Source organism: Acinetobacter junii CIP 64.5, from assembly GCF_000368765.1.
In the GTDB taxonomy this organism is placed as follows: domain Bacteria; phylum Pseudomonadota; class Gammaproteobacteria; order Pseudomonadales; family Moraxellaceae; genus Acinetobacter; species Acinetobacter junii.
In genome coordinates this window covers 22,789-45,653 of record NZ_KB849655.1, presented here as the reverse complement: position 1 = coordinate 45,653, position 22,865 = coordinate 22,789, and the positions used below count along the sequence as shown (strand labels likewise).

Annotated in this window: 26 protein-coding genes, 1 tRNA gene and 1 pseudogene; 12 read left to right on the top strand and 16 right to left on the bottom strand. The window is 37.0% G+C overall.

The features are described from left to right. Positions 1-50: 50 nt before the first annotated feature. The gene (locus tag F948_RS05965) at positions 51-308 is read right to left on the bottom strand and encodes a hypothetical protein (RefSeq protein WP_004915370.1); all 258 of its coding nucleotides are present in this window, start codon (positions 306-308) and stop codon (positions 51-53) included. 244 nt (positions 309-552) lie between these two features. Here F948_RS05965 and F948_RS05960 point away from each other — a divergent pair, with 244 nt between their 5' ends. Then, positions 553-741, top strand: coding sequence for a hypothetical protein (locus tag F948_RS05960; RefSeq protein ID WP_004961508.1), 189 nt, complete (start codon positions 553-555; stop codon positions 739-741). Positions 742-785: 44 nt separating this feature from the next. Here F948_RS05960 and F948_RS05955 read toward each other — a convergent pair whose 3' ends face one another. The 3 genes from F948_RS05955 to F948_RS05945 all read right to left on the bottom strand — a co-directional run bounded on the left by F948_RS05955 (position 786) and on the right by F948_RS05945 (position 2,419). Beyond that, on the bottom strand, positions 786-1,349 hold the full coding sequence (locus tag F948_RS05955; protein ID WP_004961505.1) for an FxsA family protein: 564 nt from the start codon (positions 1,347-1,349) through the stop codon (positions 786-788). Positions 1,350-1,536: 187 nt separating this feature from the next. Continuing rightward, positions 1,537-1,971 (bottom strand): I78 family peptidase inhibitor, encoded by a 435-nt coding sequence (locus F948_RS05950; protein WP_004961503.1) that lies wholly within the window; start codon positions 1,969-1,971, stop codon positions 1,537-1,539. 205 nt (positions 1,972-2,176) lie between these two features. After that, a complete protein-coding gene (locus tag F948_RS05945; RefSeq protein WP_004961500.1) occupies positions 2,177-2,419 on the bottom strand; it encodes a hypothetical protein in 243 nt (80 codons plus the stop codon). 347 nt (positions 2,420-2,766) lie between these two features. Here F948_RS05945 and F948_RS05940 point away from each other — a divergent pair, with 347 nt between their 5' ends. Next, positions 2,767-3,513, top strand: coding sequence for an IS5 family transposase (locus F948_RS05940; protein WP_004960399.1), 747 nt, complete (start codon positions 2,767-2,769; stop codon positions 3,511-3,513). 123 nt (positions 3,514-3,636) lie between these two features. Here F948_RS05940 and F948_RS05935 read toward each other — a convergent pair whose 3' ends face one another. From F948_RS05935 to F948_RS05925, 3 genes are all read right to left on the bottom strand, one after another. Beyond that, a complete protein-coding gene (locus tag F948_RS05935) occupies positions 3,637-3,855 on the bottom strand; it encodes a cold-shock protein (protein WP_004915353.1) in 219 nt (72 codons plus the stop codon). A gap of 376 nt (positions 3,856-4,231) precedes the next feature. Further along, positions 4,232-4,450, bottom strand: coding sequence for a hypothetical protein (locus tag F948_RS05930; RefSeq protein ID WP_004961495.1), 219 nt, complete (start codon positions 4,448-4,450; stop codon positions 4,232-4,234). 177 nt (positions 4,451-4,627) lie between these two features. Further along, positions 4,628-4,704: transfer RNA gene (locus tag F948_RS05925), tRNA-Met, on the bottom strand. A 276-nt stretch (positions 4,705-4,980) separates the two neighbouring features. On the opposite strand from F948_RS05925, the gene ruvC reads away from it, so the two are divergent. Next, positions 4,981-5,526 (top strand): crossover junction endodeoxyribonuclease RuvC, encoded by a 546-nt coding sequence (gene ruvC, locus F948_RS05920; protein ID WP_004915352.1) that lies wholly within the window; start codon positions 4,981-4,983, stop codon positions 5,524-5,526. Between the two features lie 3 nt (positions 5,527-5,529). Here the strand turns inward: ruvC and F948_RS05915 are convergent. After that, positions 5,530-7,033 (bottom strand): annotated as a pseudogene (locus tag F948_RS05915) (NAD(P)H-hydrate dehydratase). Positions 7,034-7,056: 23 nt separating this feature from the next. Between F948_RS05915 and queG the strand changes: the two are divergent. Beyond that, positions 7,057-8,181, top strand: coding sequence for a tRNA epoxyqueuosine(34) reductase QueG (gene queG, locus F948_RS05910; protein ID WP_004961486.1), 1,125 nt, complete (start codon positions 7,057-7,059; stop codon positions 8,179-8,181). 79 nt (positions 8,182-8,260) lie between these two features. Continuing rightward, a complete protein-coding gene (gene bioB, locus F948_RS05905) occupies positions 8,261-9,250 on the top strand; it encodes a biotin synthase BioB (RefSeq protein ID WP_004961484.1) in 990 nt (329 codons plus the stop codon). 49 nt (positions 9,251-9,299) lie between these two features. Here the strand turns inward: bioB and F948_RS05900 are convergent, their stop codons facing one another. Together F948_RS05900 and F948_RS05895 are read right to left on the bottom strand one after the other, a co-directional pair. Further along, positions 9,300-9,512 carry a hypothetical protein gene (locus tag F948_RS05900; RefSeq protein WP_004915346.1) on the bottom strand — a complete coding sequence of 71 codons (213 nt, stop codon included), beginning with the start codon at positions 9,510-9,512 and terminating at the stop codon, positions 9,300-9,302. A gap of 125 nt (positions 9,513-9,637) precedes the next feature. After that, a complete protein-coding gene (locus F948_RS05895; protein ID WP_004954754.1) occupies positions 9,638-9,985 on the bottom strand; it encodes a hypothetical protein in 348 nt (115 codons plus the stop codon). A 477-nt stretch (positions 9,986-10,462) separates the two neighbouring features. On the opposite strand from F948_RS05895, the gene F948_RS05890 reads away from it, so the two are divergent. From F948_RS05890 to F948_RS05870, 5 genes are all read left to right on the top strand, one after another. Then, positions 10,463-10,996, top strand: a complete 534-nt coding sequence (locus tag F948_RS05890; protein ID WP_004961480.1) for a fimbrial protein — start codon at positions 10,463-10,465, stop codon at positions 10,994-10,996. Between the two features lie 84 nt (positions 10,997-11,080). Beyond that, positions 11,081-11,812: a fimbrial biogenesis chaperone gene (locus tag F948_RS05885; protein ID WP_004961478.1), complete on the top strand. Its 732-nt coding sequence runs from the start codon at positions 11,081-11,083 to the stop codon at positions 11,810-11,812. Positions 11,813-11,870: 58 nt separating this feature from the next. After that, the gene (locus F948_RS05880) at positions 11,871-14,423 is read left to right on the top strand and encodes a fimbria/pilus outer membrane usher protein (protein WP_004961473.1); all 2,553 of its coding nucleotides are present in this window, start codon (positions 11,871-11,873) and stop codon (positions 14,421-14,423) included. Further along, a complete protein-coding gene (locus F948_RS05875; protein ID WP_004961471.1) occupies positions 14,420-15,454 on the top strand; it encodes a fimbrial protein in 1,035 nt (344 codons plus the stop codon). Before F948_RS05880 ends, F948_RS05875 begins: the two co-directional genes overlap by 4 nt. 270 nt (positions 15,455-15,724) lie before the next feature. After that, complete coding sequence (locus F948_RS05870; RefSeq protein ID WP_004961469.1) at positions 15,725-16,018, top strand: hypothetical protein; 294 nt, start codon at positions 15,725-15,727, stop codon at positions 16,016-16,018. A gap of 52 nt (positions 16,019-16,070) precedes the next feature. On the opposite strand, the gene F948_RS05865 is transcribed toward F948_RS05870, so the two are convergent. Both F948_RS05865 and F948_RS05860 read right to left on the bottom strand, forming a co-directional pair. Further along, on the bottom strand, positions 16,071-17,096 hold the full coding sequence (locus tag F948_RS05865; RefSeq protein ID WP_004961466.1) for a hypothetical protein: 1,026 nt from the start codon (positions 17,094-17,096) through the stop codon (positions 16,071-16,073). A gap of 131 nt (positions 17,097-17,227) precedes the next feature. After that, a protein-coding gene (locus F948_RS05860; RefSeq protein ID WP_100223103.1) for an IS3 family transposase occupies positions 17,228-18,366 on the bottom strand; the annotation gives its coding sequence in 2 pieces (ribosomal slippage) (positions 17,228-18,108 and positions 18,108-18,366; 1,140 coding nt in all). Between the two features lie 86 nt (positions 18,367-18,452). On the opposite strand from F948_RS05860, the gene F948_RS05850 reads away from it, so the two are divergent. After that, the gene (locus tag F948_RS05850; RefSeq protein WP_026057435.1) at positions 18,453-18,812 is read left to right on the top strand and encodes a PPC domain-containing protein; all 360 of its coding nucleotides are present in this window, start codon (positions 18,453-18,455) and stop codon (positions 18,810-18,812) included. Between the two features lie 415 nt (positions 18,813-19,227). Here F948_RS05850 and F948_RS05845 read toward each other — a convergent pair whose 3' ends face one another. Both F948_RS05845 and F948_RS05840 read right to left on the bottom strand, forming a co-directional pair. Further along, positions 19,228-19,866, bottom strand: coding sequence for a glutathione S-transferase family protein (locus tag F948_RS05845; RefSeq protein ID WP_004961461.1), 639 nt, complete (start codon positions 19,864-19,866; stop codon positions 19,228-19,230). 15 nt (positions 19,867-19,881) lie between these two features. After that, positions 19,882-20,889 carry an NADP-dependent oxidoreductase gene (locus tag F948_RS05840; protein ID WP_026057436.1) on the bottom strand — a complete coding sequence of 336 codons (1,008 nt, stop codon included), beginning with the start codon at positions 20,887-20,889 and terminating at the stop codon, positions 19,882-19,884. 155 nt (positions 20,890-21,044) lie between these two features. Between F948_RS05840 and F948_RS05835 the strand changes: the two genes are divergently transcribed. Further along, positions 21,045-21,653, top strand: coding sequence for a TetR/AcrR family transcriptional regulator (locus tag F948_RS05835; protein WP_004961455.1), 609 nt, complete (start codon positions 21,045-21,047; stop codon positions 21,651-21,653). Positions 21,654-21,874: 221 nt separating this feature from the next. Here the strand turns inward: F948_RS05835 and F948_RS05830 are convergent, their stop codons facing one another. Together F948_RS05830 and F948_RS05825 are read right to left on the bottom strand one after the other, a co-directional pair. Beyond that, on the bottom strand, positions 21,875-22,174 hold the full coding sequence (locus F948_RS05830; RefSeq protein WP_004961451.1) for a DUF1330 domain-containing protein: 300 nt from the start codon (positions 22,172-22,174) through the stop codon (positions 21,875-21,877). A gap of 3 nt (positions 22,175-22,177) precedes the next feature. After that, on the bottom strand, positions 22,178-22,861 hold the full coding sequence (locus F948_RS05825) for a type 1 glutamine amidotransferase domain-containing protein (RefSeq protein WP_004961450.1): 684 nt from the start codon (positions 22,859-22,861) through the stop codon (positions 22,178-22,180). Between the last annotated feature and the right edge of the window lie 4 nt (positions 22,862-22,865).

Below are 22,865 nucleotides of genomic sequence, written 5' to 3'. Positions count from 1 at the left end.
CCCACATATAAAAAAGCTTGCATCATGCGAGCTTTTTTATTCCCCAATTTTTAATTTCCCGAATTCATATTGTCTTGCTTTAGAACTTCAAAAATAGACGTATTTTGAACAGGCTGTTCTTCTTGATGATGTTGCGAATACATATGCGCAAGCTTCACAATAACAACTACAGCCAAACATGCTGCCACACAAAACATCCAAAGCCCATAAGGACTCCTAATGTGTTGCGAACCGCAATGTGGACACTCTTTATCAGTTGAAGCAACAACCTTGTCACAGCATGCACAATGATATTGATATAACATCATTTTTTCCTCCCGATTGTTATTTTTTATTTTCTTTTTACAACAATTTTTACCGTCGCACTTTTATCCTATGAGAAATAAATCAAGATTTCAATCTTGATTTATGACCGTACCAGCTCATTTAACAAAAAAAATATGTCATTTTTATGAAATCATTACAATCGAGGTAAATTCAGTAATTAGTCATTATTTTGATCTTTCACATAATTTTGCTAAAATATTGGGCTAGGATCAAAGAGTAAATATCATGACTCAATTAATTACTAAAGGTGGATTTCGCGAACGAGCAAATCGCAGTAGAAAATACAAACAATCAGAAAATCAAGTTACGACATTAGCTCCGACACAATATAAAAAAACTGCTGAAACACAAAATCTATCTGAAAATTTAGAACAAAGCACAGATACAGATACAGATACAAGCAAACAAAAATAAAAAAGCACGCTTTAGAAGAGCGTGCTTTTTTAAAAAATTACAACTTAGTTTACATCTTTAAATTCGATTTTCTTTTGATCTGGTTTCACTTCTCTCGCTTCACCATCAATAATGGTTGAATCGCGGTATTGACCACCGCCCTGTTGATTTTGCATTTCTTGCATTTGGCGCATCAAATCAGCAAAAGGATTTTGTCCAGCAGCTCCGCCGCCTCCCATACCACCCATCATTTGATCCATCATCGCTTGCTGACGTTTGGCCATTGTTTTCATCAAAGCATTACGAAAAGCTGTTTGTACAGAAGGAATCAACACCAATAAAGCAAGTACATCAGAAATTAATCCTGGAATCATTAAAAAGAAACCAGACATTGCTAATGCAAGTTTCTTAGTAACAGCAGGATCTGCACCTAATTGCCCTGTCATTTGCATCTGCTGCAATTGAGGCATGATATTAGCAGTACTATATCGAAAAAGGTTTAAACCAATAAAGAAAGCAAGCACAAACCAGAAGAAGACATACCACATACTTCCAACGAGGTCACCCACGCCAATCCATACTAAAACCTCAGCAATAGTACCTAAAACCACGATAAGAAGTAGATTCATCTCAAATCTCAAAAAATAAAAACTTGTGTCAGTTCAATTGATCATTCTTACATATTAATCAATACGAACTCAATAAATTAAGATATGGGTACAATTTCGAATTTATCAAGTTTTACGGCTTACCCTATTTTCAGAAACACTCTCATCTGAAGACATTCAAGATGAGAGCTTATAATTTTTATAAATGTTAGCCACAGCTCGCATTTAAGATTTTCTTAGAGCTTGGGTCTATCGTAACAGTAACTCGATTTTCACGATAATCCATTGTTACGGGCTGATTTGGTGCAACTGTGCGAACAATTTCTGATTGAGTTTTTTGTTTAATTTGTTGATCACTTAACCTAGACTGACCAATTAATTTTTGAGCCTCTTCCGCATCGCATTTAGGTTGATTTGCTCTAAAAAGCTCCCACTCTTCTACAACTTTACCATTCGGAAATTTACAGTATCCGACCTGACCATTCGCTTCATTTCTAATTTCTAATTGCCCACCTTGCTCTATACAATATTGGCTGGCTGGATTAGGCATACCAATTTTAGGAGGTGACACATCTTTATTTGGAGTAGATGAGCATGCTGATATTGAAAGGAATACCGTACTGATGATGAATAACTTTTTCATGAAAATAAATTCTTATGTGTAAAAAATTAAAGATATCAAAAAAATTTACAAATTATGTCGATGATTTGAAACAGAAAAATAGTTTGAATATTTGTAGGATTTTAGCTCAGCAATACAACTTATTAAAAAAAATATACTTTAGATGTATTTATGATCTATGCCATTCAAAGTTCATTCTTACCAGGCTAAAGTTTCTAAATTATCTCTACTGGATAATGATGTATTCAAGCCTAATCGCTTGATCAACCAAATAATGCGTCTTTATTTGATAAAAAAAAGGCCGAGTATTAATCCACTCATCCATCTCTAGAAGTGCAAGCGTGTAACCAGCAATAGCAGAAAAATCTTTTGTTTCTATGGCATCCATAGGCTTATCCTTTTTTATAAAGCCTATCACATAGCAAACACGGTCAGGAAGATAAAATTTTTCCTCAACAGTCACTTTCATAACGCATAAAAAAGCACCCTTAGGTGCTTTTTAATTACAAACTTGTTACTAGCAAGACAACAAAGCTAAATAACAATGTCCCTAATGATCTTTTACACTGCACGTGAACTTCATGTTCAAACCCTTGAGTGTATTGCTCTATGTTATCCATAACCGCATGCTCATCAAATGTACGCTAATCTTTAATCTGCCGAAATAATCGTCGAATTGAAATTAGCAAAAAGTCGTAGAGCATGCAATACTTTTTTAACATTGGGTTTAAACAATTAGGGTGTGTTGACACTTTTAGCTTAAAAAAATAGCGAAGTAGTAAAATCAAATCGCCAAACCTAATTTTACTATTCGCTATGCCTCGTACCATGCTGACAGATCAACACTGGCAAAAGTTGAAAACTATTTTGCGTAATTTATCTATTCATCACAACTCAAATTTACGTAATTTTATTGAAGCTATTCTCTATAGAATTAGAACAGGCTGTCCGTGGCGAGATATTCCTTCCTATTTCGGTCAATCAAACTCTATTTTCAAACGTTTTAATCGTTGGTCAAGCAGCGGTAAGTTGCTTAGATTATTCAAATTATTAGCATCATGCCCCGATATGGAGTGGATTTTTATTGATGGCTCTCACGTACGTGCTCATCAACATTCTGCCGGTATAGCGAATCAATCCATTTCTAAAAGTGTAGGAGGAAACTCCTCAAAAATACATTTGATTGTTGATTCACATGGCAATCCTATTGATTTCATGATTACCGATGGCACTACACATGACATCAAAGTTGCATCTGATTTAATAGCAACATTAGATTTAAAAGAGACAGAAGTGGTATGCGCAGATAAAGGCTATGATTCAGAACCACTGCGTGAGCAGATCAGAAAAACAGGAACAAAAGCGAATATACCAAAGAAAATAAATAGCCAATCGAACAATGATCATATGGATTGGTATTTATATAAAATCAGGCATTTAGTTGAAAATATGTTTTGTAGATTAAAACAATTTAGAGGGATAGCTACTCGATATGACAAGCTCAAAAGAAATTATCAAAGTGCTGTTGCCTTAGCCTGTATATTTTTATGGCTACCTTTATAGGTTTAATTATGAACAGTAAATGTCAACAGACCCTAATTTAGCAGAAGAAGAAATTTGATAGATTTATGGTTTTTTTACCATAAAAAAAGCCCACCAAAGTGAGCTTTTTTCTGCGGTATACTATTAGTTTTGAGCAACTACAGTAATACCAGTTGCTTGTGGGCCTTTTTTGCCTTGAGCAACAGTAAATGACACGCGTTGTCCTTCATGAAGAACTTTGAAACCATTGCTTTGGATTTCGCTAAAATGAGCAAAAACATCTTGTCCAGAATCAGCATGGATGAAACCAAAACCTTTAGTTTCGTTGAACCATTTAACTGTACCAGTCGCAGTGTTAGACATATCTTTAACCTATTTAAAAAATTCGGGATGCTTAGCAGCAAATAACTTGGAGTAATAAAACTTTGAGACTAAAATCTGATAAAACGAGAGGTTTAACTAAACTACGAAATTAAAGATTTGCTGAATCAACAGTGTTATTCTTCTAGTTAAGAACCACTATACACGAGTTTGCTTTTTACAAGCAATAAATATCTGCTTATTTATATAGATAATTTTCAATTATTATTTAAAAAATTAGATTTTTTATATTTAATTATTGAATTGTAAGGATTTTATATTCATAAAAAAGCTAAAAAAACAATTATAACTAAGAGAATAATCAAATAAAGCCCAACCTAAAAATGTAACAATATTTCTATGTTAGGCTCAAATATGACTAATTTAGTCGATACAACTGGTTTGGTGATGTATAAAAACTTCTACCATCAAGATTAAATTCAATTTCTTGACCAGATTGTAAAAGGATTTTTTTTCCTACCTCAACCCATTTAAAGCCATTAAGCGTGCTTTGCTGACGTTTGAGGGGAATAATTTGTACATTAATTTCATTGCCATTTGTGGCTGTGGCAATATGCCATTCATTGATAATTTTCAAAACTTAAATACTCATGACTGAGCTCAAGTGACAACTTGGATTTACTACAACACTAGGTAAGGAAACAGAGCATAACTAGGATTTAATAATAATTTTAGCTTTTTAGGTTTATTTCAGCTAACTCGTTACTGTTTAAGAAAACAACAACGTTTTTATAGATCACAGAGCAAAATAAATTGGATGCGGGGGTTGGATTTGAACCAACGACCTTCGGGTTATGAGCCCGACGAGCTACCAGACTGCTCCACCCCGCATCAGCGAGTTAGCTTTATACGCCCTTAGCTAATTTAATGCAAACTTTTTCTCCATAAATCTTTAAAAACTAAAATACTTGCTCATATTTAATACAAAAAAGGAAATTCTTTACGTCATTCAAATAATTCAAACAAATTTTTTAAATCACACTCCTACTAGTCAAAATCTTTTAAATCGACTCTTTAAATGACTGAAATTTTTATCCAACAAAAAATTGTACAAGGCAAAAGGCTATATGTAACAATATCAACATTCTTTTATTTTTATAGTGCTGCATGTCACTCATAATTGGTATTGATCCTGGTTCACGCTTAACAGGTTACGGGATTATCGAAAAGGATGGTAATAAGCTACGCTTTGTCGATGCGGGTACCATTCGTACAGAAACACAAGAAATGCCTGAGCGTTTAAAAAGAATTTTCGCAGGTATTGAGCGTATTGTTAAATTTCACGGTCCTACCGAAGCTGCTGTTGAACAAGTATTTATGGCTCAAAATCCTGATTCAGCTTTGAAACTCGGTCAGGCACGCGGTGCTGCGATTGCTGCCTTGGTGAATTTAGACTTACAAGTAGCTGAATACACAGCACGTCAGATTAAACAGTCTGTAGTTGGTTATGGTGCAGCCGAAAAAGAACAAGTGCAAATGATGGTGATGAAATTACTTAACCTTACTATTCAACCGCAAGCCGATGCAGCCGATGCCCTAGCTGCTGCTATTTGCCATGCCCACGCTTCGGGAAGTATGAGCAAAATGGCTGTTTTAAATGCATTAGGCGGGATGGCTCGTGGACGCAGTCGTTCGAGTAGTAGACGGCGTTAAGATTTACTGATTTACAACTTGATAAATTACCTTCCCCATTTCATGTGCTTGCAAACCTCTGATTCCTTGTTCAGCGAGTAAATCCCCTGCCTGTGCATGTAAGCTGACAATTTCATGTAATGAGACTTGCTCATGAAATTGCGCTTTTAGACTCGCAATCATGCCTGCCAGTACATCCCCCATTCCACCCGTTCCCATCCCCGCATTACCTTGAGTGCAAATCCATAATTGATCATCTAATGTCAGACTCCCTGCACCTTTAAGCACCCATTGTCCTGCATATTTTTGTTGTAGCTGATAAATCGCGGCAATTCGATCTTGTTCAATATCTGCTGCTTTACAACCCAACAAAGTTGCTGCCTCACCTGAATGTGGAGTTGCATAAACATGTGCACTTAATTGCTGCGGATATCGTGCCAAAAACCATAATCCATCAGCATCCAATACAACTTCTAAATGTGAATTTTTATTAAGTAAATCAAACCATAATTGATAGATATTTTCAGCCCATTCATCTCGTCCTAAACCCATTCCAAAACAGACTGCGTCGACTTGTGCTAATAAATGTTGAATAAGCCCTTGATCAAGCCCATTAATATCTCTCACCATAATATTAGGTGAACGCGCTAGAATTGCTTGATGATGTTTAGAATGGCAAACCACTGTAACTTTGCCTGCACCAGCATGAAAAGCAGCTTCAGCAGACATAATGACTGCCCCCCCCCATATCGGCGTGTCCACCGACGACTAGCACATGTCCATAACTTCCTTTATGACCAAAGGCTTTGCGCTTCGGTAAAGCAATTCGTTCAGGAGATAAATAAGCAAGTGGTTTTAATTCTGCATCAATTGGGATCAAGCTGACTAAATGCAGTTTTCCCACATACTCCTTGCCTTGACCTGTAAACAATCCAGCTTTGTATCCCAATAGGGTAAAAGTTTGATCTGCTTCAATTGCACAAGGTAAAGCCTGACCAGTATCAGCATGAATTCCACTAGGAATATCAACCGACACTTTGAAACCTGTTTGCAAATTATAGAGGTGAATAATATTTTGCCATTTTTGATCCAGCATTCGATTTAATCCGATCCCAAATAAAGCATCTATATGACAATCGAATATGGGTAAGTCTTGGTTTATCTCATGTTCAGACAATAAATAGTCAATTGTTTGTGTATCAACTTGTTGGCTTTGTGCGTAATGAAATGCCTGTTGTAAATCCTTAGAATGACCTAGCTCTGTAGCAAACACGGTTACTTTAAATCCCTGCTGCTTTAAAAATGCAGCTATATAATAGCCATCACCTGCATTATTGCCCTGACCACTCCAGACCGCGATATGTTTAATTTTTTTAGCTAGAAATTGTTTATTTAAGTTTTGCGCTATTGCCCAAGCTGCTTGCTGCATTAAACCTAAAGAGGAATTCCGTTGAGCAAACCATCGACGCTCCCATGCTTGTATACTTTGACTATCATAAACTTGGCTATGGTAAACTGATCGTTGCATGATTTTCTCCTTATTATTGGTTTATGGCTTCCACTTCCTCATCTCACAACACTTCTCAAAAGATTGAGATTCAGCAGCTTGATCCTCAAGAACTTAAAACATGGATAAAAGCACAAGCTTTGGAATTGGGTTTTTCTGATTGTGTCATTGCCAAACCAGATGCTCAAGATCAAATGCCGAGATTTAAAGAATATTTAAAACGCGGCTATCATGCTGACATGCACTATTTAGAGGAAAACTTGGATAAACGAGCCGACCCAACTTTGCTCGTGCCAGGCACAAAAAGTATTATCTGTGTGCGTATGAACTATCTTGTAGCATCGCCAAAGCCCCGTTATGTACCATTTGAACCAAATTCAGCCATTATCGCACGTTATGCACGTGGTCGCGATTATCACAAAGTTATGCGTGGTCGACTTAAAACTTTAGCTACTCGCATCAAAGAAAAAGTTGGAGATTTCGAATCACGTCCATTTGCTGATTCAGCACCAATTTTTGAAAAATCGCTTGCTGAAAGTGCAGGTATGGGTTGGACAGGGAAACATACTTTACTCATTCATAAAAAATCAGGTTCCTTTTTTGTTTTAGGTGAGTTATTTACTTCACTCGATCTACCTTTTGATCAACCTGCGACAGCACATTGTGGCTCATGTACAGCGTGTATTGATATCTGCCCTACACAAGCGATTGTTGAACCTTATATGTTAGATGCTCGAAAATGTATTGCATATCTAACCATTGAATATAAAGGCATAATCCCAGAAGAATACCGCGCTGGAATTGGTAATCGAATTTTTGGTTGTGATGATTGTCAGTTAATTTGCCCTTGGAATGGCTTTGCTAAAACAGCCACAATTCCTGATTTTGATCCAAGACATAGTTTAGACAATATTAGCTTACTCGATATTTGGCAGTGGGATGAAGCTACATTTTTAGCCAACACTGAAGGCAGCCCGATACGTCGCACAGGGTATCAATCATTTAAACGTAATATTGCAATCGGACTTGGAAATGCGCCATACTCGAATGAAATCGTTGCTAAGTTGCAAGAAGCAAAACCTTGGCACGATGAGATTGTAAACATACATATTGATTGGGCAATTCAACAACAATTGCGACAACCAATTGTCCATCAAATAGAAAAATGATGTTTTTTGCCCTTTGGCTTTGGCATGATTTCTGTATGATTAATCTCAATCTTTGTAATCAATCATCATGGATATAACAATGACCCTACGTAATGACTGGACTCGTGATGAAATCCAAGCCTTATATGACCAACCTTTTTTAGATTTAGTATTTGAAGCACAACGCGTTCATCGTCAACATTTCCAAGCAAATACCATTCAAGTAAGCACACTACTTTCAATCAAAACAGGTAAATGTCCTGAAGACTGTAAGTATTGCTCTCAATCTGCTCATTACGATTCTAAATTAGAAGCGGAAAAACGCATTGCTGTTGATAAAGTTATTCGTGAAGCTATTTCAGCAAAAGAATCTGGTTCTTCACGTTTTTGTATGGGTGCTGCTTGGCGTAATCCACATGAACGTGATATGCCTTATGTTCTCGAAATGGTTCGTGAAGTAAAAGCATTAGGTTTAGAAACTTGCATGACTTTGGGGATGCTAAACCAATCTCAAGCAGAACGCTTAAAAGATGCTGGTTTAGATTACTACAACCACAACCTTGATACTTCTCGTGAATATTATTCACACATCATCAGTACACGTAGTTTTGATGACCGTTTAAATACACTTGATCACGTGCGTCAGGCTGGGATGAAAGTTTGTAGTGGTGGGATTGTTGGTCTAGGTGAAACTCGTAATGACCGTATTGGTTTATTACATGAGCTTTCTACTATGCCCGTTCACCCTGAATCCGTACCAATTAACATGCTTGTTCCAATTGAAGGTACTCCGCTTGCAGATGTAGAAAAGTTAGATGTTACTGAATGGATTCGTACTATTGCTGTTGCACGTATTATTATGCCTCACAGTTATATCCGTTTATCTGCTGGACGTGAATCCCTCAGTGATTCTGATCAAGCCTTAGCATTTATGGCTGGAGCAAACTCTTTGTTCTCTGGTGATAAATTACTAACAACACCAAACGCTGGTGAAGGTAAAGATCAAGTCTTATTTGCTAAATTAGGTTTAACTGCTGAAAAACCTAAACCAACGGTGGCAGAACTATCTATAGATGCAATGAGTGCATAAAATATAAAAACCTTGTCAATCGACAAGGTTTTTTTCTGTACTGTTGAGATTAGATCGAAGTAACTAAAATTCCATATTTTGCATTTAGAAACATGCCTTGACGAATAATGTCTACGCCAGCAGCATGTGTTACGGATAATTCCTGTGTATGTACATCAAAATGAAATGAATCAAAAATATCTTGATGTTGCATAAGCCAAAAAATAGTATTGGCAATATTTTCATCAACCGTATAAGTGTCAGAATTGAAGTCTTTATTCATGAGATTCAATATTTTCAACTAAATTAAAAATATCATAACGAATAAATTTACTTAAAACAGCTATATAAAAAAAACACTTAACCAAAGGAGATTCGTGGTTAAGTGTATCAAGAGGAATTTCTAGATTATGCAGCTTGAGGACTAATAAGACTTTGTCCTGACTTCAAGCTGATCATCGCTTTAGCATTAAACTCTAAGGTTAAAACATGGTTATCAAGATGAACATGATATGCGTGAATTAATGGCTGCTGCCCTTCATCTGTCTCAAGCATGTATTCATCGGCGATATTTAAAATACCTTCAAGATTTGTTGTACTCGAAGCTCGGTCATGACTGAACAAGTCGTAGATCGTTTGCAAGTTAAAGCTTGTGATCAATTCTTGAGGATGATTTTTAATATAACTTTCAAGAAATAAAACAAATTTATGAGCAAAAAAATAGTAGTTCGGTTTATGAGTATAAAGCATATTCATTGAAAACTCCTTAGCTGATTTTTTCATCTAATCATGACTAAAACACTAAGAATTGAATCTTAAAAAATTCTTAAAACAAGTTAGGTGTTTTTGTAATCTATGTAATTTTCCCCACCTATATTTAGATTTTTTAAAAATAAGCTGAACTGATTTTTTATAGTTATTGATAAGAAAAAATGAACACCTTGATCAAAAAACAACTAAATGATTTGATTTTAATCACAAAACTTAACAGTCACCCTGAGATTATTTAAATAAAATTCACTTAATAACGAAAGTTTATTAATAAAAACTAATAAATAAACAATAGGTTATTCAAATTATAACAATTGATAAATTTAAGTATTAAATTTATGTGACGAAGTTTGCATTTTTTATAATGAATGGTATATTTCGCGCATTACTTGTTCAGCGCAAGAATTTAACTGGAAAAGTAATCTAATTCAAACTTTTAGCTGATGTATTAGAGAAATCATTATGAAAAAACTTGCTTTGATCGCTGCACTTTCAGTTGTAGGCATCGCAAACGCTCAAGCTGCTGACGGCACAATTACAATCAATGGTCTAGTAACTGACAAAACTTGTACTATCAATACTCCTGCTGGTAAAGACTTTACTGTTACACTTCCAACAGTTTCTAGACAAACTTTAGCAAATGCTGGCGATGTTGCAGGTCGTACTCCATTCCAAATCAACTTAAAAGATTGTTCAGAAGGTAAAGTTGCAACTTACTTCGAACCAGGTGCAACTGTTGACTTCAACACTGGTCGCTTAATCAACCAAGCTACTGCTGGTGCTCAAAATGTTGATGTCCAATTATTAGGTAGTAACAACCAAGTGATTCCAGTTTTAGCTGCTGGCGCTAGCGGTGCTCAAGCTAACTCTCAATGGGTTGATGTTGTTGATGGCGGTACTGCCGACTTGAACTACTATGCTGAATACTACGCAACTGGTGCATCTACAGCTGGTGAAGTAACGACAAACGTTCAATATACAATTATTTATCAATAATTATTGATCGCTGAGTTTCTATGTTTCAGAACATAGAAACTCTTTAATTTTTATAATCTTCCGCTTTTTCAGAGAATGTAAAACATGTCATTTCACGGTTGTAATTTTTTGTCTGGCTTAGCACTCTGTTCGATGATTGCCACAGCTTCGCACGCAGAAATTGTTATTCATGGTACACGTGTCATTTATCCTTCTGATGCCCGTGAAGTAACATTACAACTTAGTAACAATGGCTCTAAACCTGCTCTGGTCCAAGCTTGGATTGATGAAGGTGATCCTAAAAGTACGCCTGATCAATCAAAAGTACCTTTCATGATTACACCACCTATTTCACGTGTTGAAGCGACAAAAAGTCAGACGCTCAGAATTACAGCTCTGCCAAATGCCTCTAAGTTAAATCAACAACAAGAATCTGTACTCTGGTTAAACGTACTAGACATCCCACCAAAGCCAACGGCTAAAGGCGGAGAAACAGTACCTGATAATTTTTTACAGCTCGCAATTCGTTCTCGAATTAAATTCTTTTATCGCCCTTCAACGATCAAAGAAGATGCCAATTTAGCAATAGATAAATTGCAATGGCAAAAGTCTGGGCAAAGTCTTGTGATTAAAAATCCGACCCCATTCCACATTACGATGACTTCTATTTTCCAAGTGAATGGCGATAAAAAAGTCGATTTATTGCCTCAAGGCCTAATGTTAAAACCTTTTTCAGAAGATCGTGTTCAATTAAAAACGTCATCTACTGAAAAAATGAGTTTTATCAATGTTAATGATTACGGTGGACGCTTCGAAAGACCAATTAAGCTCCAATAATCATTCTTTCTTATAACCAATAATTTTAAGTACCTATACCATATAGGCGAATTTTATTATGTCAAAACGGCACGCACCATACAGATTATTAAAGCGTCATATTTGTTTTTACCTTACATCCGGCATAATCAGCATGACTATGCCAATCATGGTTTACGCAGATGAATCTGCTCCTAATAATGCTATGGAGGCTGAGTTTGACTCATCCTTCTTGATTGGTGATGCTCAGAAAATTGATATTTCACGCTTTAAATATGGTAACCCTGTTCTACCAGGTGAATACAACGTTGATGTCTACGTGAACGGTCAATGGTTCGGTAAACGCCGTATGATGTTCAAGGCGATTGATCCTAAGCAAAATGCAACAACATGCTTCAATACAAGTACGTTACTCGAATACGGTGTTAAACAAGAAATTTTGAAACAGACTCAATCTATTCAATCAGCTAATAGCTGTATGAAAATTCAAGAATGGGTTGACGATGCATTTTATGAATTTGATACTTCAAAATTACGTGTAGATATTTCAATCCCACAAGTTGCATTACAAAAAAATGCTCAAGGCTATGTAGATCCAAGTATTTGGGATCGTGGGATTAATGCTGGTTTTCTATCATATAGTGGTAGTGCTTATAAAACATTCAACAACAATAGTGATAATAAAGAAACAACTAATGCATTTATGGCTTTAACAGCTGGTATAAACATTGCTGGCTGGCAATTACGCCATAATGGTCAATGGCGCTGGCAAGATCGCCCGCCCGATAATGAAAGTAAATCAGACTATCAAGCGACAAGCACCTACTTACAACGTGCTTTTCCTAAATATCGTGGCGTACTTACCTTAGGTGATAGTTTCACAAATGGTGAAATCTTTGACTCTTTCGGATATCGAGGTGTAGATTTTTCAAGTGATGACCGAATGTTGCCGAATAGCATGCTCGGCTATGCCCCTCGTATTCGCGGAAATGCAAAAACCAATGCTAAAGTTGAAGTACGTCAACAAGGTCAACTGATTTACCAAACCACAGTTTCACCAGGAAGTTTCGAAATTAATGACCTCTACCCAACAGGTTTTGGCGGTGAGTTAGAAGTATCGATTATTGAATCAAATGGTGAAATACAAAAATTCGCTATTCCTTATGCATCTGTAGTGCAAATGTTGCGCCCTGGTATGAGTCGCTACTCTGTTACTGCAGGTGAATTTAGAGATAATGATATTCATCTCGACCCATGGGTTGTACAAGGTAAATACCAAAGAGGTATAAATAATTACCTCACTGGTTATACAGGTTTTCAAGCAACTGAAAAATATGCTTCAGTATTGGCTGGTGCCGCATTTGCAACGCCAATCGGAGCAATTTCATTAGACGTCACCCACTCTGATGCTGATTTTGAAAGAAAAAAATCACAAACTGGGCAAAGTTATCGACTGAGCTACAGCAAGTTGATTACATCAACGAATACAAACCTCACACTTGCGGCCTATCGTTATTCGACAGAGAATTACTACAAATTACGTGATGCAATTTTAATTCGTGATTTGGAAGATCGCGGTTTGAATAGTTACGCTGTGGGCAAACAGCGTAGTGAATTTCAAATCACCTTAAACCAAGGCTTACCTGATGGTTGGGGTAATGTCTATATGGTCGGCTCATGGGTGGATTATTGGAATCGCAACGAAAGTAGTAAGCAATACCAAATTGGTTATAGTAATAATTACCAAGGATTAACCTATGGTATCTCAGCGATAAACCGCCAAGTAGATTATGGACCTAGTAATCAAACAACTGATACAGAATACTTGATGACACTGTCCTTCCCATTAAGTTTCAAAAAACATTCAATGAATGTGAATGCAAATGCATCAGAAGATTCCAGAACTGTAGGCGTGAGTGGAACTGTAGGTGATCGTTTCAGTTATGGATCATCAGTCACACATCAAGATCGTAGCAATCCAACGCTTAATGTAAATGGCCGGTATAAAACCAACTACGCAACAGTGGGTGGATCTTATAGTGTTGCAGATTCATATGAACAAGCCATGGTTAGCGTTTCAGGTAATATTCTTGCACACAAAGATGGCGTATTATTTGGGTCAGAACAGGGTCAAACGATGGTTCTTGTCTATGCCCCTGATGCAACAGGTGCTAAGGTTAATAATACGACTGGATTAAGTATTAACAAGAAAGGTTATGCCGTAATACCTTATGTGATACCTTACCGCTTAAATGACATCACTTTAGATCCTCAAGAAATGTCGACCAATGTTGAGTTAGAAGAGTCTAGCCAACGAATAGCACCATTTGCAGGAGCTATTTCAAAGGTTGATTTCGCAACCAAAACGGGATATGCAATTTATATTGCGACTAAAACAGCTAAAGGTGGAAACCTACCATTTGCAGCTCAAGTTTTTGATCAAAATAATGAGTCTGTTGGAATAGTTGCACAAGGTAGTATGGTTTATCTTCGCACACAAAAAGCAACTGATCGTCTCGTTGTAAAATGGGGTGACGATAGTACTGAACAATGTGAAATAACTTACGATGTTTCATCTCAATTAGAGAAAGATCAAAACAACTTAATTATGACTGAGGCGGTTTGTAAATGAAGAAAATACTAATCACTGGTGCTTTGTTGACAACAGGTCTTGGTTTTACAAGTTTAGCAAATGCAGCTTGTGCACCTACAGCTGGCTTCACAACAAAAATAATCAGTATGGCTGTGGGACGTGTTGTTGTTCGTCCTAGCGATGAAGTTGGCAAGATCCTACGTAAAGCAACTTTTGCAATTGATCCAAATAATTCGACAATTAATTGCACCCGATATTCAAGTGGAACTGTTCGAGCAGATTTAACTCAAAGTTATCCAGTCGGTCCTCTTGGCAATAATATTTATAGTACAAATATTCCTGGTATTGGAATTCGTTTATATCGTGAAGCACAAAATAACTCAAATTTTTCTGGATATTATCCTTATTCGAGAAATATCAGTGGTGGTTCTTCTTGGGGAGGCACTAATTATTCATTAGATACTGGATATTTTGTTGTTGAAATCGTTAAGACAGCTTCACAAACTGGTTCTGGTGCATTAGTCCCTGGTCAATACAGTCGATATTACCTAACCTCACACCCCAATCAACCGATTTTAACTAGTCATGTTTATGGTGATGCTATTACAATTGCATCATCTTCTTGCGAGATACAAGGTAATATCAATAAAGTTGTTACTCTTCCAACCGTAACAAAATCTAGTTTCACAGGTGTAGGCTCTACACAAGGCGCACAAACATTTGATATGAATATCTTATGTAATGGTGGAGACAATCCGACGGGTTATGAAGAAAAAAATCTCATTAGTTTAAGTTTTGATTACGTTCAAGATGGTACGAACAATCAAGTTATGCAAAATACTGCACCCGCATCTACAAAAGCAAATGGTGTAGGTGTGCAGTTACTTTGGAACTATAACAATAAAAATCAAATCATTAAGAAAGGCGACAAACTTGAATTGGGCACGGTGAACTCAAATCAAACATTGCAATACAATGTTCCTATGACTGCACAATATTATCAAACTGCCACTAACGTCACTGCTGGGACTGTACGAGCAATGGCGACTGTGACCATTGAGTATGATTAATTTAGATTGATCTAAAGTTTCCATTCACCTCAAATTATGTAAATTTAATTTGAGGTTTTTTTATTTTTTAATTACTACATCACAGATTAATTAAAATAAGAAAAACAACTCACAATAAATTAAAATTTGAATTAAAAAACAGTTTCGTATTAAAAATGCTAAATACAACACACTTTTAAAATCAATTTAATCAAACAGTTAAATTAATATTGCCTAAAATATGTTTTTTATGATATTTAATAATGAATACATTAAATAAAGGCATAAAAGATGTATAAAATAATATATAAACTCAGTTTTATAATAGCTTACTTAGGGTTAGGTTCAATTACAAATGCAGCAAATATGATTCAATTCAAAGGAAATATTGTAGAGGAAACCTGTTCAATTTCACAAAAAACAAAAGATTGTGAAAGATTAAGCAATATTAAAGATAATATCAAAGTAAATACTCATAATTTATCAACTCTGATAAGTGAATCACAAAAAAACGAAACTATTGAAATTAATTTAGTGAAGGAAAATGACCAAAACAAAGCTGTATTAATGGTGAGTTATTATTAATTTATTTTATTCAATAAAAAAAAGCTCATCACGCGATGAGCTTTTTTAGTATTTAGGTCTTTGTTCCCTTACATACAATATCCGCTATTTTTCCAGCAGATTCATTAAAAATATAAATTAGATTTGGATCTGTAACACATACTGATGCTTGGAATAAGTCTCTCACAAATATCCAAATATTAAATTGAGTATCTTGCTGTGAACTACTACGTTGAGTTTGAGCATATTGGTTCGCTGCATTCGTGAAAATGCTACTCCATTTTTGGCCAAATCCCTCAAGTTGCGCTTCCGAGTACCCTCTGAGATCAATTACTTGATCAACACGAGTAGAGTTAGGACTGTAAATAACAATAAATGGTCCATTTGAATACGCAATACTAGGATGTAGCTTGCTTAACTCACTTGCGGCAAGTGCATAATCATAGACCTTTAAAATCTGATTACAATCTGTCGTATCCTGAGGAATCTCTTGAGATACTGGTACTTTGGTAACGACTTGCTCCTCAATTGTCGCATTATAATAGTTAGATACGTCCTCGGTTGTCTCTAGCTGTACAAAGCCTTTACACAATGCCATGTTCAACTTTTTGGCATTTACACTATTTCTAAAGAAAATAGCTGCTGAAGGACGAATACTATTCGCAACTGGAGGTAAATCCGCTAAAGTTGTGGTGAACTGACGAGACATGTAATCAGTAGAACTAATAGGTGTGATTACCATTGCTGGTGGCGGGGCTGGTGCTGAAACAGGATGAGTTGCATGGCTAGTAACAGTATGAACTTTTTCGATAGAATTGACTTTACATCTACCACCAGACTCAAATTCGATTTCAGTTTGACCACTAAGCTTTGTTTTCTTGATTTCTTGATCAACACCTAAAAATTTGACTTTGTAAATAGCACTATTATCAGACACAAATTTCTGACACTCTGGAGACTTGATATAAGCAATTCTTTCTTCTGTTATGAAAAATAAATCCTCTCCATCTTTCTCGAGAGTACCAGACACCTCTGCAAAACTTGAACTTGTAACAGTTGCAAGAAGCACACCTAGCCATATCCTTTTATGTATTAGCATTACACCATCCAAAAATAAATTTACATTTTGTAGCTAATTTAATACATAAGCGTTGTTATTGAAATTAGAACGATGAGTTTTTTTGAATTATTAGTATGGACTGCTCCCAGTATCCTAGACATGAGACCGCCTCATTTTGAAGCTGTCTCAAATGCTTCTGGGCTCATCCCATCGAGATGCGAATGACGCCTGATTCGATTGTAAAACATCTCGATATAATCAAACACATCCGCACGGGCCATTTCTCGTGTTTTATAGATCCTCTTTTTAATTCTTTCCTTCTTTAAACTACTAAAAAAGGATTCAGCAACAGCATTGTCCCAACAGTTTCCACGACGACTCATACTCGGAACTAAATTATGCTTTTGACAGAATTTCTGCCAGTCTCCGCTACTGTATTGTGAGCCTTGGTCTGAGTGTATGATCACAGGTTCATTGGGTCTGCGTCGCCATACCGCCATTAAAAGTGCATCCAAAACGATATCCTTGGCAAGCGTAGGTTTCATTGACCAACCGATGACTTTCCTTGAATATAAATCGAGAACCACAGCCAGATATAACCAGCCTTGCCAAGTACGGATGTAGGTAATATCAGTCACCCAGGAAGTATCAGGGGTGCTCACAGCGAACTCTCGATTTAAGTGATTTGGTGGCACAATCGGAGGACGGCCACAACCATAACTTTTATGCTTTTTATATCCTCGAACAGCGGCAATGCCATTGTTCTTCATGATCTTCAGCACACGATTGGGGCCACAGCTTTCACCTAGCTCTTTAAGATCCAGCGTGATGCGACGATAACCATAGATGCCATAACTGGCATCATAAGAAGAGCGGATCAGTTGTAATAACCGTTTGTCTTCAATTGTTCTGCCTGATTCGGGTTCATGTAGCCAGGCGTAATAGCCAGCACGAGCAATCTTAAGAACCCGACACATCGTTTTAATCTTAAATTGATGGCTGTACTCAAGGATAAACTGATACTTTACTCGGGCAGGCTTGCAAAGTACCTTGCGGCCTTTTTTAAGATATCTCGCTCTTCTTCAGTTTGCTTAAGCTGACTTTTAAGACGAAGGATCTCTTTCTTTGCTTCGAGTAGTTCATGTTCATCAGGGTTGTTGCGTAAAGGCTGTACGGCCTTTAGCCATTTATAAATGCTGTGCTGTGATACACCTAAACGTTCAGCCACATCAGTGACAGAATATCCACGTTCGGTAATCAATTTAACAGCTTCATCTTTAAATTCTGGGGTGTATCGTTGTCCACTCATAATGTTCTCTCCTATGCAAAAAGAATAGACGAAATTTGTCTAGGAGAGTGGTGGCAGTCCATATCTAACTAAAAGGTGTCTACAAAATCGGTGGCTATTCAAACAATGATATACGAAAGACTGTTGTAGTTAAGTTTGCTAAAAAAGCTGACTCTGCAAATTATTACGGAAGGCTAGATGGATACAAGTATGATTCCTACAAATTTTATGCTAAAAAAGGGCAAAAGTTAAAAGTTAAGTTGACTGGAGGAAATGTTGAAACTTACTTATGGGGTAATCAATTAAAAGACTCCATCAATCTTGGAGAATATTCTCCAGAGCTTGATGATAATGGTATTTATATTTTACCTGCTTCAGGTGAGTATGAAATTAGAGTATTTCAACCTAGATCACAAGCAAGAAAAGATAAAAAACCTCAATACTGGATGAGTATTAACATCAAATAAAGAATTGCAAGATTCGTTTAAGTTTTAATACAAAGTTCAAAAACTATTGTCAGTTAAACTGGGGCGTGATTTTTTACGTGTATGTGTTTATGTTAGTAAAATGATGTAGTTTACTTGTTTAATACCCCGAGGAATAATTTAATCTTGCTGTGCGTTAGTCAAGTTTCTTTCTTTCAAAAGTTGATTATATATTTCAACCTAACCATCGTAATATTCAAACTCTTCTGATAGGAATTTGCAGTGAAAGAATAGGCGAAACTTGTCTTAAACAATGGTAATTCCTTATCTTTAAAATAGAGAACGCCCGATGAAATTCATTAGGCGTTTACTTTAAATAAGTGTCAGCTTATTTTATAACTAGATGTACTTGTCAATCACGATTCTTTTTCTCAATTGCCTTAAAAAAACAATCTTGCTATTTTTGACTTTTCACACCATTTTGTTCAATTTGTACTGCGGCTTGCCAGCTAGGTAGTTGGCTTAAACCTGCTACATAACGTTGGATATGCGGATAATTTTCACCTTGTCCCATATGATAAACTAAAGCATGTAGTCCAAAGCCCATCATAAAGTCAGCACCGGTTAAACGGTCTGCCACTAGAAATTCTTTATCTTTTAAATATTCATTTAAATAGCTAAATACTTTATCGAACTCAACTTGAGTATAATTTTCTAGAAATACCAACTTCGTGCCCTGCTTGGTTTCTATCGCATTAAACGTTTTTAATAAAAATGGCAGCATGGCAGAGCTTTCTGAGAAATGAATCCACTGTAGATAATCGACATAGGTAGATTCATCCATATCTGGTGCTAAATGCGGCGCAAGTTTCTGAATTAATAACTCAACGATTGCGCCTGACTCTGCAATAACTTTGCCATCCCATTCCAATACTGGAGATTTCCCTAAAGGATGGATGGTTTTTAAAGAGTCAGGGGCCAAATGCGTGCTTGAGTCACGATAATAGCGTTTTAGCTCATAGGGCTGCTTGATTTCTTCAAGTAACCATAAAATGCGAAAAGAACGTGATTGATCTAAATGATGTAGTGTAATCATGATAATTCCTAATTTTTAAATTTTTACAACCACTTTGCCAAAGTTTTCGCCTTTCAACATACCATTGAAAGCATTGATCGTGTTATCTAAACCTTGCACCATATGCTCTTTATATTTGATTTTTCCTTCTTTCAACCATTCAGACATTTGCTGATTAAATTGCGGATACTGACTGCCATAATCATCAAAAATAATAAAGCCTTGCATGCGAATACGCTTTCTTAAAAGGGTGGAAATAAAGCCCGGTAAACGGTCTAGCCCTTGTGCTTGCTCGGTAGAGTTATACTGGGAAACCACACCACACACCGGTACACGTGCCGCAGAGTTAAGCAATGGCCATACCGCATCAAACACTTTACCCCCCACATTCTCATAATAAATATCAATACCGTTGGGAGCTGCTTGTTGTAATTGTTCTGCAAAATTTTCATCATGATGATTGATACAAGCATCGAAGCCGAGTTCTTCTACTGCATAACGGCATTTTTCAGCCCCACCTGCGACGCCAACCACGCGACAACCTTTAAGTTTACCAATCTGTCCAACCGTAGCACCAACAGGTCCCGTTGCAGCTGCAACGACTAAAGTTTCACCGGCTTTAGGCTGACCAATGTCCAACAACCCCATATAAGTAGTAAATCCTGGCATTCCCAAAATACCCAATGCCCAAGATGGATGTTCAGGTTGCATACCTAAGCTTTGACATGCTGTCCCATTAGAAATTGCGTAGCTCTGCCAGCCATTTCCTGAAAGAACCCACTCGCCTTCTTTGAATTTTGGGTTTTTAGAGGCCACCACTTGACTGACTGTTCCACCGACCATCACTTCGCCAATTTCAACCGGTGCTGCATATGAAGGAGCATCACTCATGCGACCACGCATATAAGGATCGAGTGACAAGTAAGTGGTTTTCAACAATATCTCGCCTTGTTTAAGTTCAGTGAGCTCAACTTGCTCAATACGAAAATCGCTGTGTTTTGGCTCACCTACTGGCCGTTTAGCTAAAACGATGCGTTGGTTAATAACTGTTTACACTCGCATAACTCCATGTTTTATTTAGAAGTATTTCTATTGATAATTGAAACTGTTGATTAAAACGTCTTTACATCAATTGTAGATGAGTTATAATATAAAACAATACGACTGGTCTATTTTTTACAATAGAGTAAATAATTAATATGAAGCCTACCCCTATTAAGAAGTCTGAAGCGAAGCGTTTACACATTCTTAACACCAGTTCAGACCTGATTTTGCATAAAGGTTTTACCGGTGTAGGATTACAGGAAATTTTACAGAGCTGTGAGATCCCTAAAGGCTCGTTTTATCATTATTTCCAATCTAAGGAAGCTTTCGGCTGTGAATTGGTACAGCATTATGTGGATAATTATCAAGTCCGTTTAAATAATGTATGGCGGAGCGATAAATCCCCTTATCAAAAGCTGATTGAGTATTTTAATTTATGGATAGAAGATCCTGAAACACAGTGTGGTTGGGCGGATAGCTGTTTAATTGTGAAACTTGCCGCAGAAGTTGCCGATCTATCTGAAGATATGCGCTCCATTATGTCCGCTGGCGTCGATGATGTAATCCAACGTATTGCTGGTTTAATTGATTTGGGTAAACAGGATCAATCTATCCAAGCAGATACTGAGGCCTCGACGTTAGCACAAGTACTTTACCAAATGTGGTTAGGTGCAGCATTACTGAGTAAGTTGCAAAAAGATAAAACACCATTACATCAAGCGCTAAAAGCGACAGCGTTTTTATTAAAAAGTGGAAAGTCTTAAAAGTTAGCTTTGCTGGCTTAATCTCACTAACTTAACCTTAGTAACTTAGCTTCACTATCTTGGCTTCACGACAATGATGGCCGCAAAAATTGTCATAGCAGCCCAATCATGATGTATGACTGGGCTGCTATTACATTAATTTGATAAAAATGCGTATCACTCATGTACTAACTTGTAGGTTGGCCCATCTGATAGCGAGGCTTTTTCTTAAAGTGCTTTTTTTAAATAGCGTCTTCAACACCTTCAATGATAAAGGCACGATAATTTGCCCCTTTTAGGCGATGTTGTAATGCTTCTTGATAGATGGGACTGTGATACCAGTCTCGCGCGGCTGCCATATCAGGAAAGCGTAGAATAACAGCGCCTTCAATTTCATTGCCTTCAAGCACTTCTAATTGACCATAAAAAGCCAAGGGTGTTAGCTCACGACCTTCACGAGCAAGCGGCGCCTTTTGTGCATATTGCGCCAGTTCCTCAGCGTCCGTAGTTTGCTCACGGGTAAATACCACATACGCAGACATGGGCTACTCCTTATTTAACAATTCAAGGAGTGCACTGGCGGTTGCAGCAGAAGAAGCAGGATTTTGTCCAGTAATGAGTAAGCCATCTACTTGGACATACACTTGCCAGTCACCCGCTTTAGAATAATGACCACCTTTTTCTTTGAGCATATCTTCGACTAAAAACGGTACAACTTCGGTCAATCCTACCGCTTCTTCTTCAGTATTGCTAAAACCTGTCACAGATTTACCGCTGACCAAAGGCTTGCCATCACTGGTTTTTACATGACGAAGAACACCTGGGGCGTGACAAACTGTCGCAACAGGTTTTCCTGACTCAATCGCTTGTTCAATCAGAGCAATTGAAATCGGATCTTCTGCCAAATCCCACAATGGACCATGCCCGCCTGGGTAAAACACGGCATCATAATCAGCTACAGAAATTTCGCTAAGTTTATGCGTCTGTGCCAATGCTTGCATTGCAGTTGGATCTGCTTCAAAACGATGAGTGGTTTCAGTTTGTGCTTCTGCTAAATTACTTTTCGGATCTAGTGGTGGCTGCCCACCTTGAGGTGATGCTAGGGTAACTTCAACACCCGCATCAATAAAGGTGTAATACGGCGCCGCAAGTTCTTCTAACCAAAAACCTGTTTTCTTACCAGTATTGCCGAGTTGATCATGTGAGGTTAAAACGATTAAAATTTTCATGTTA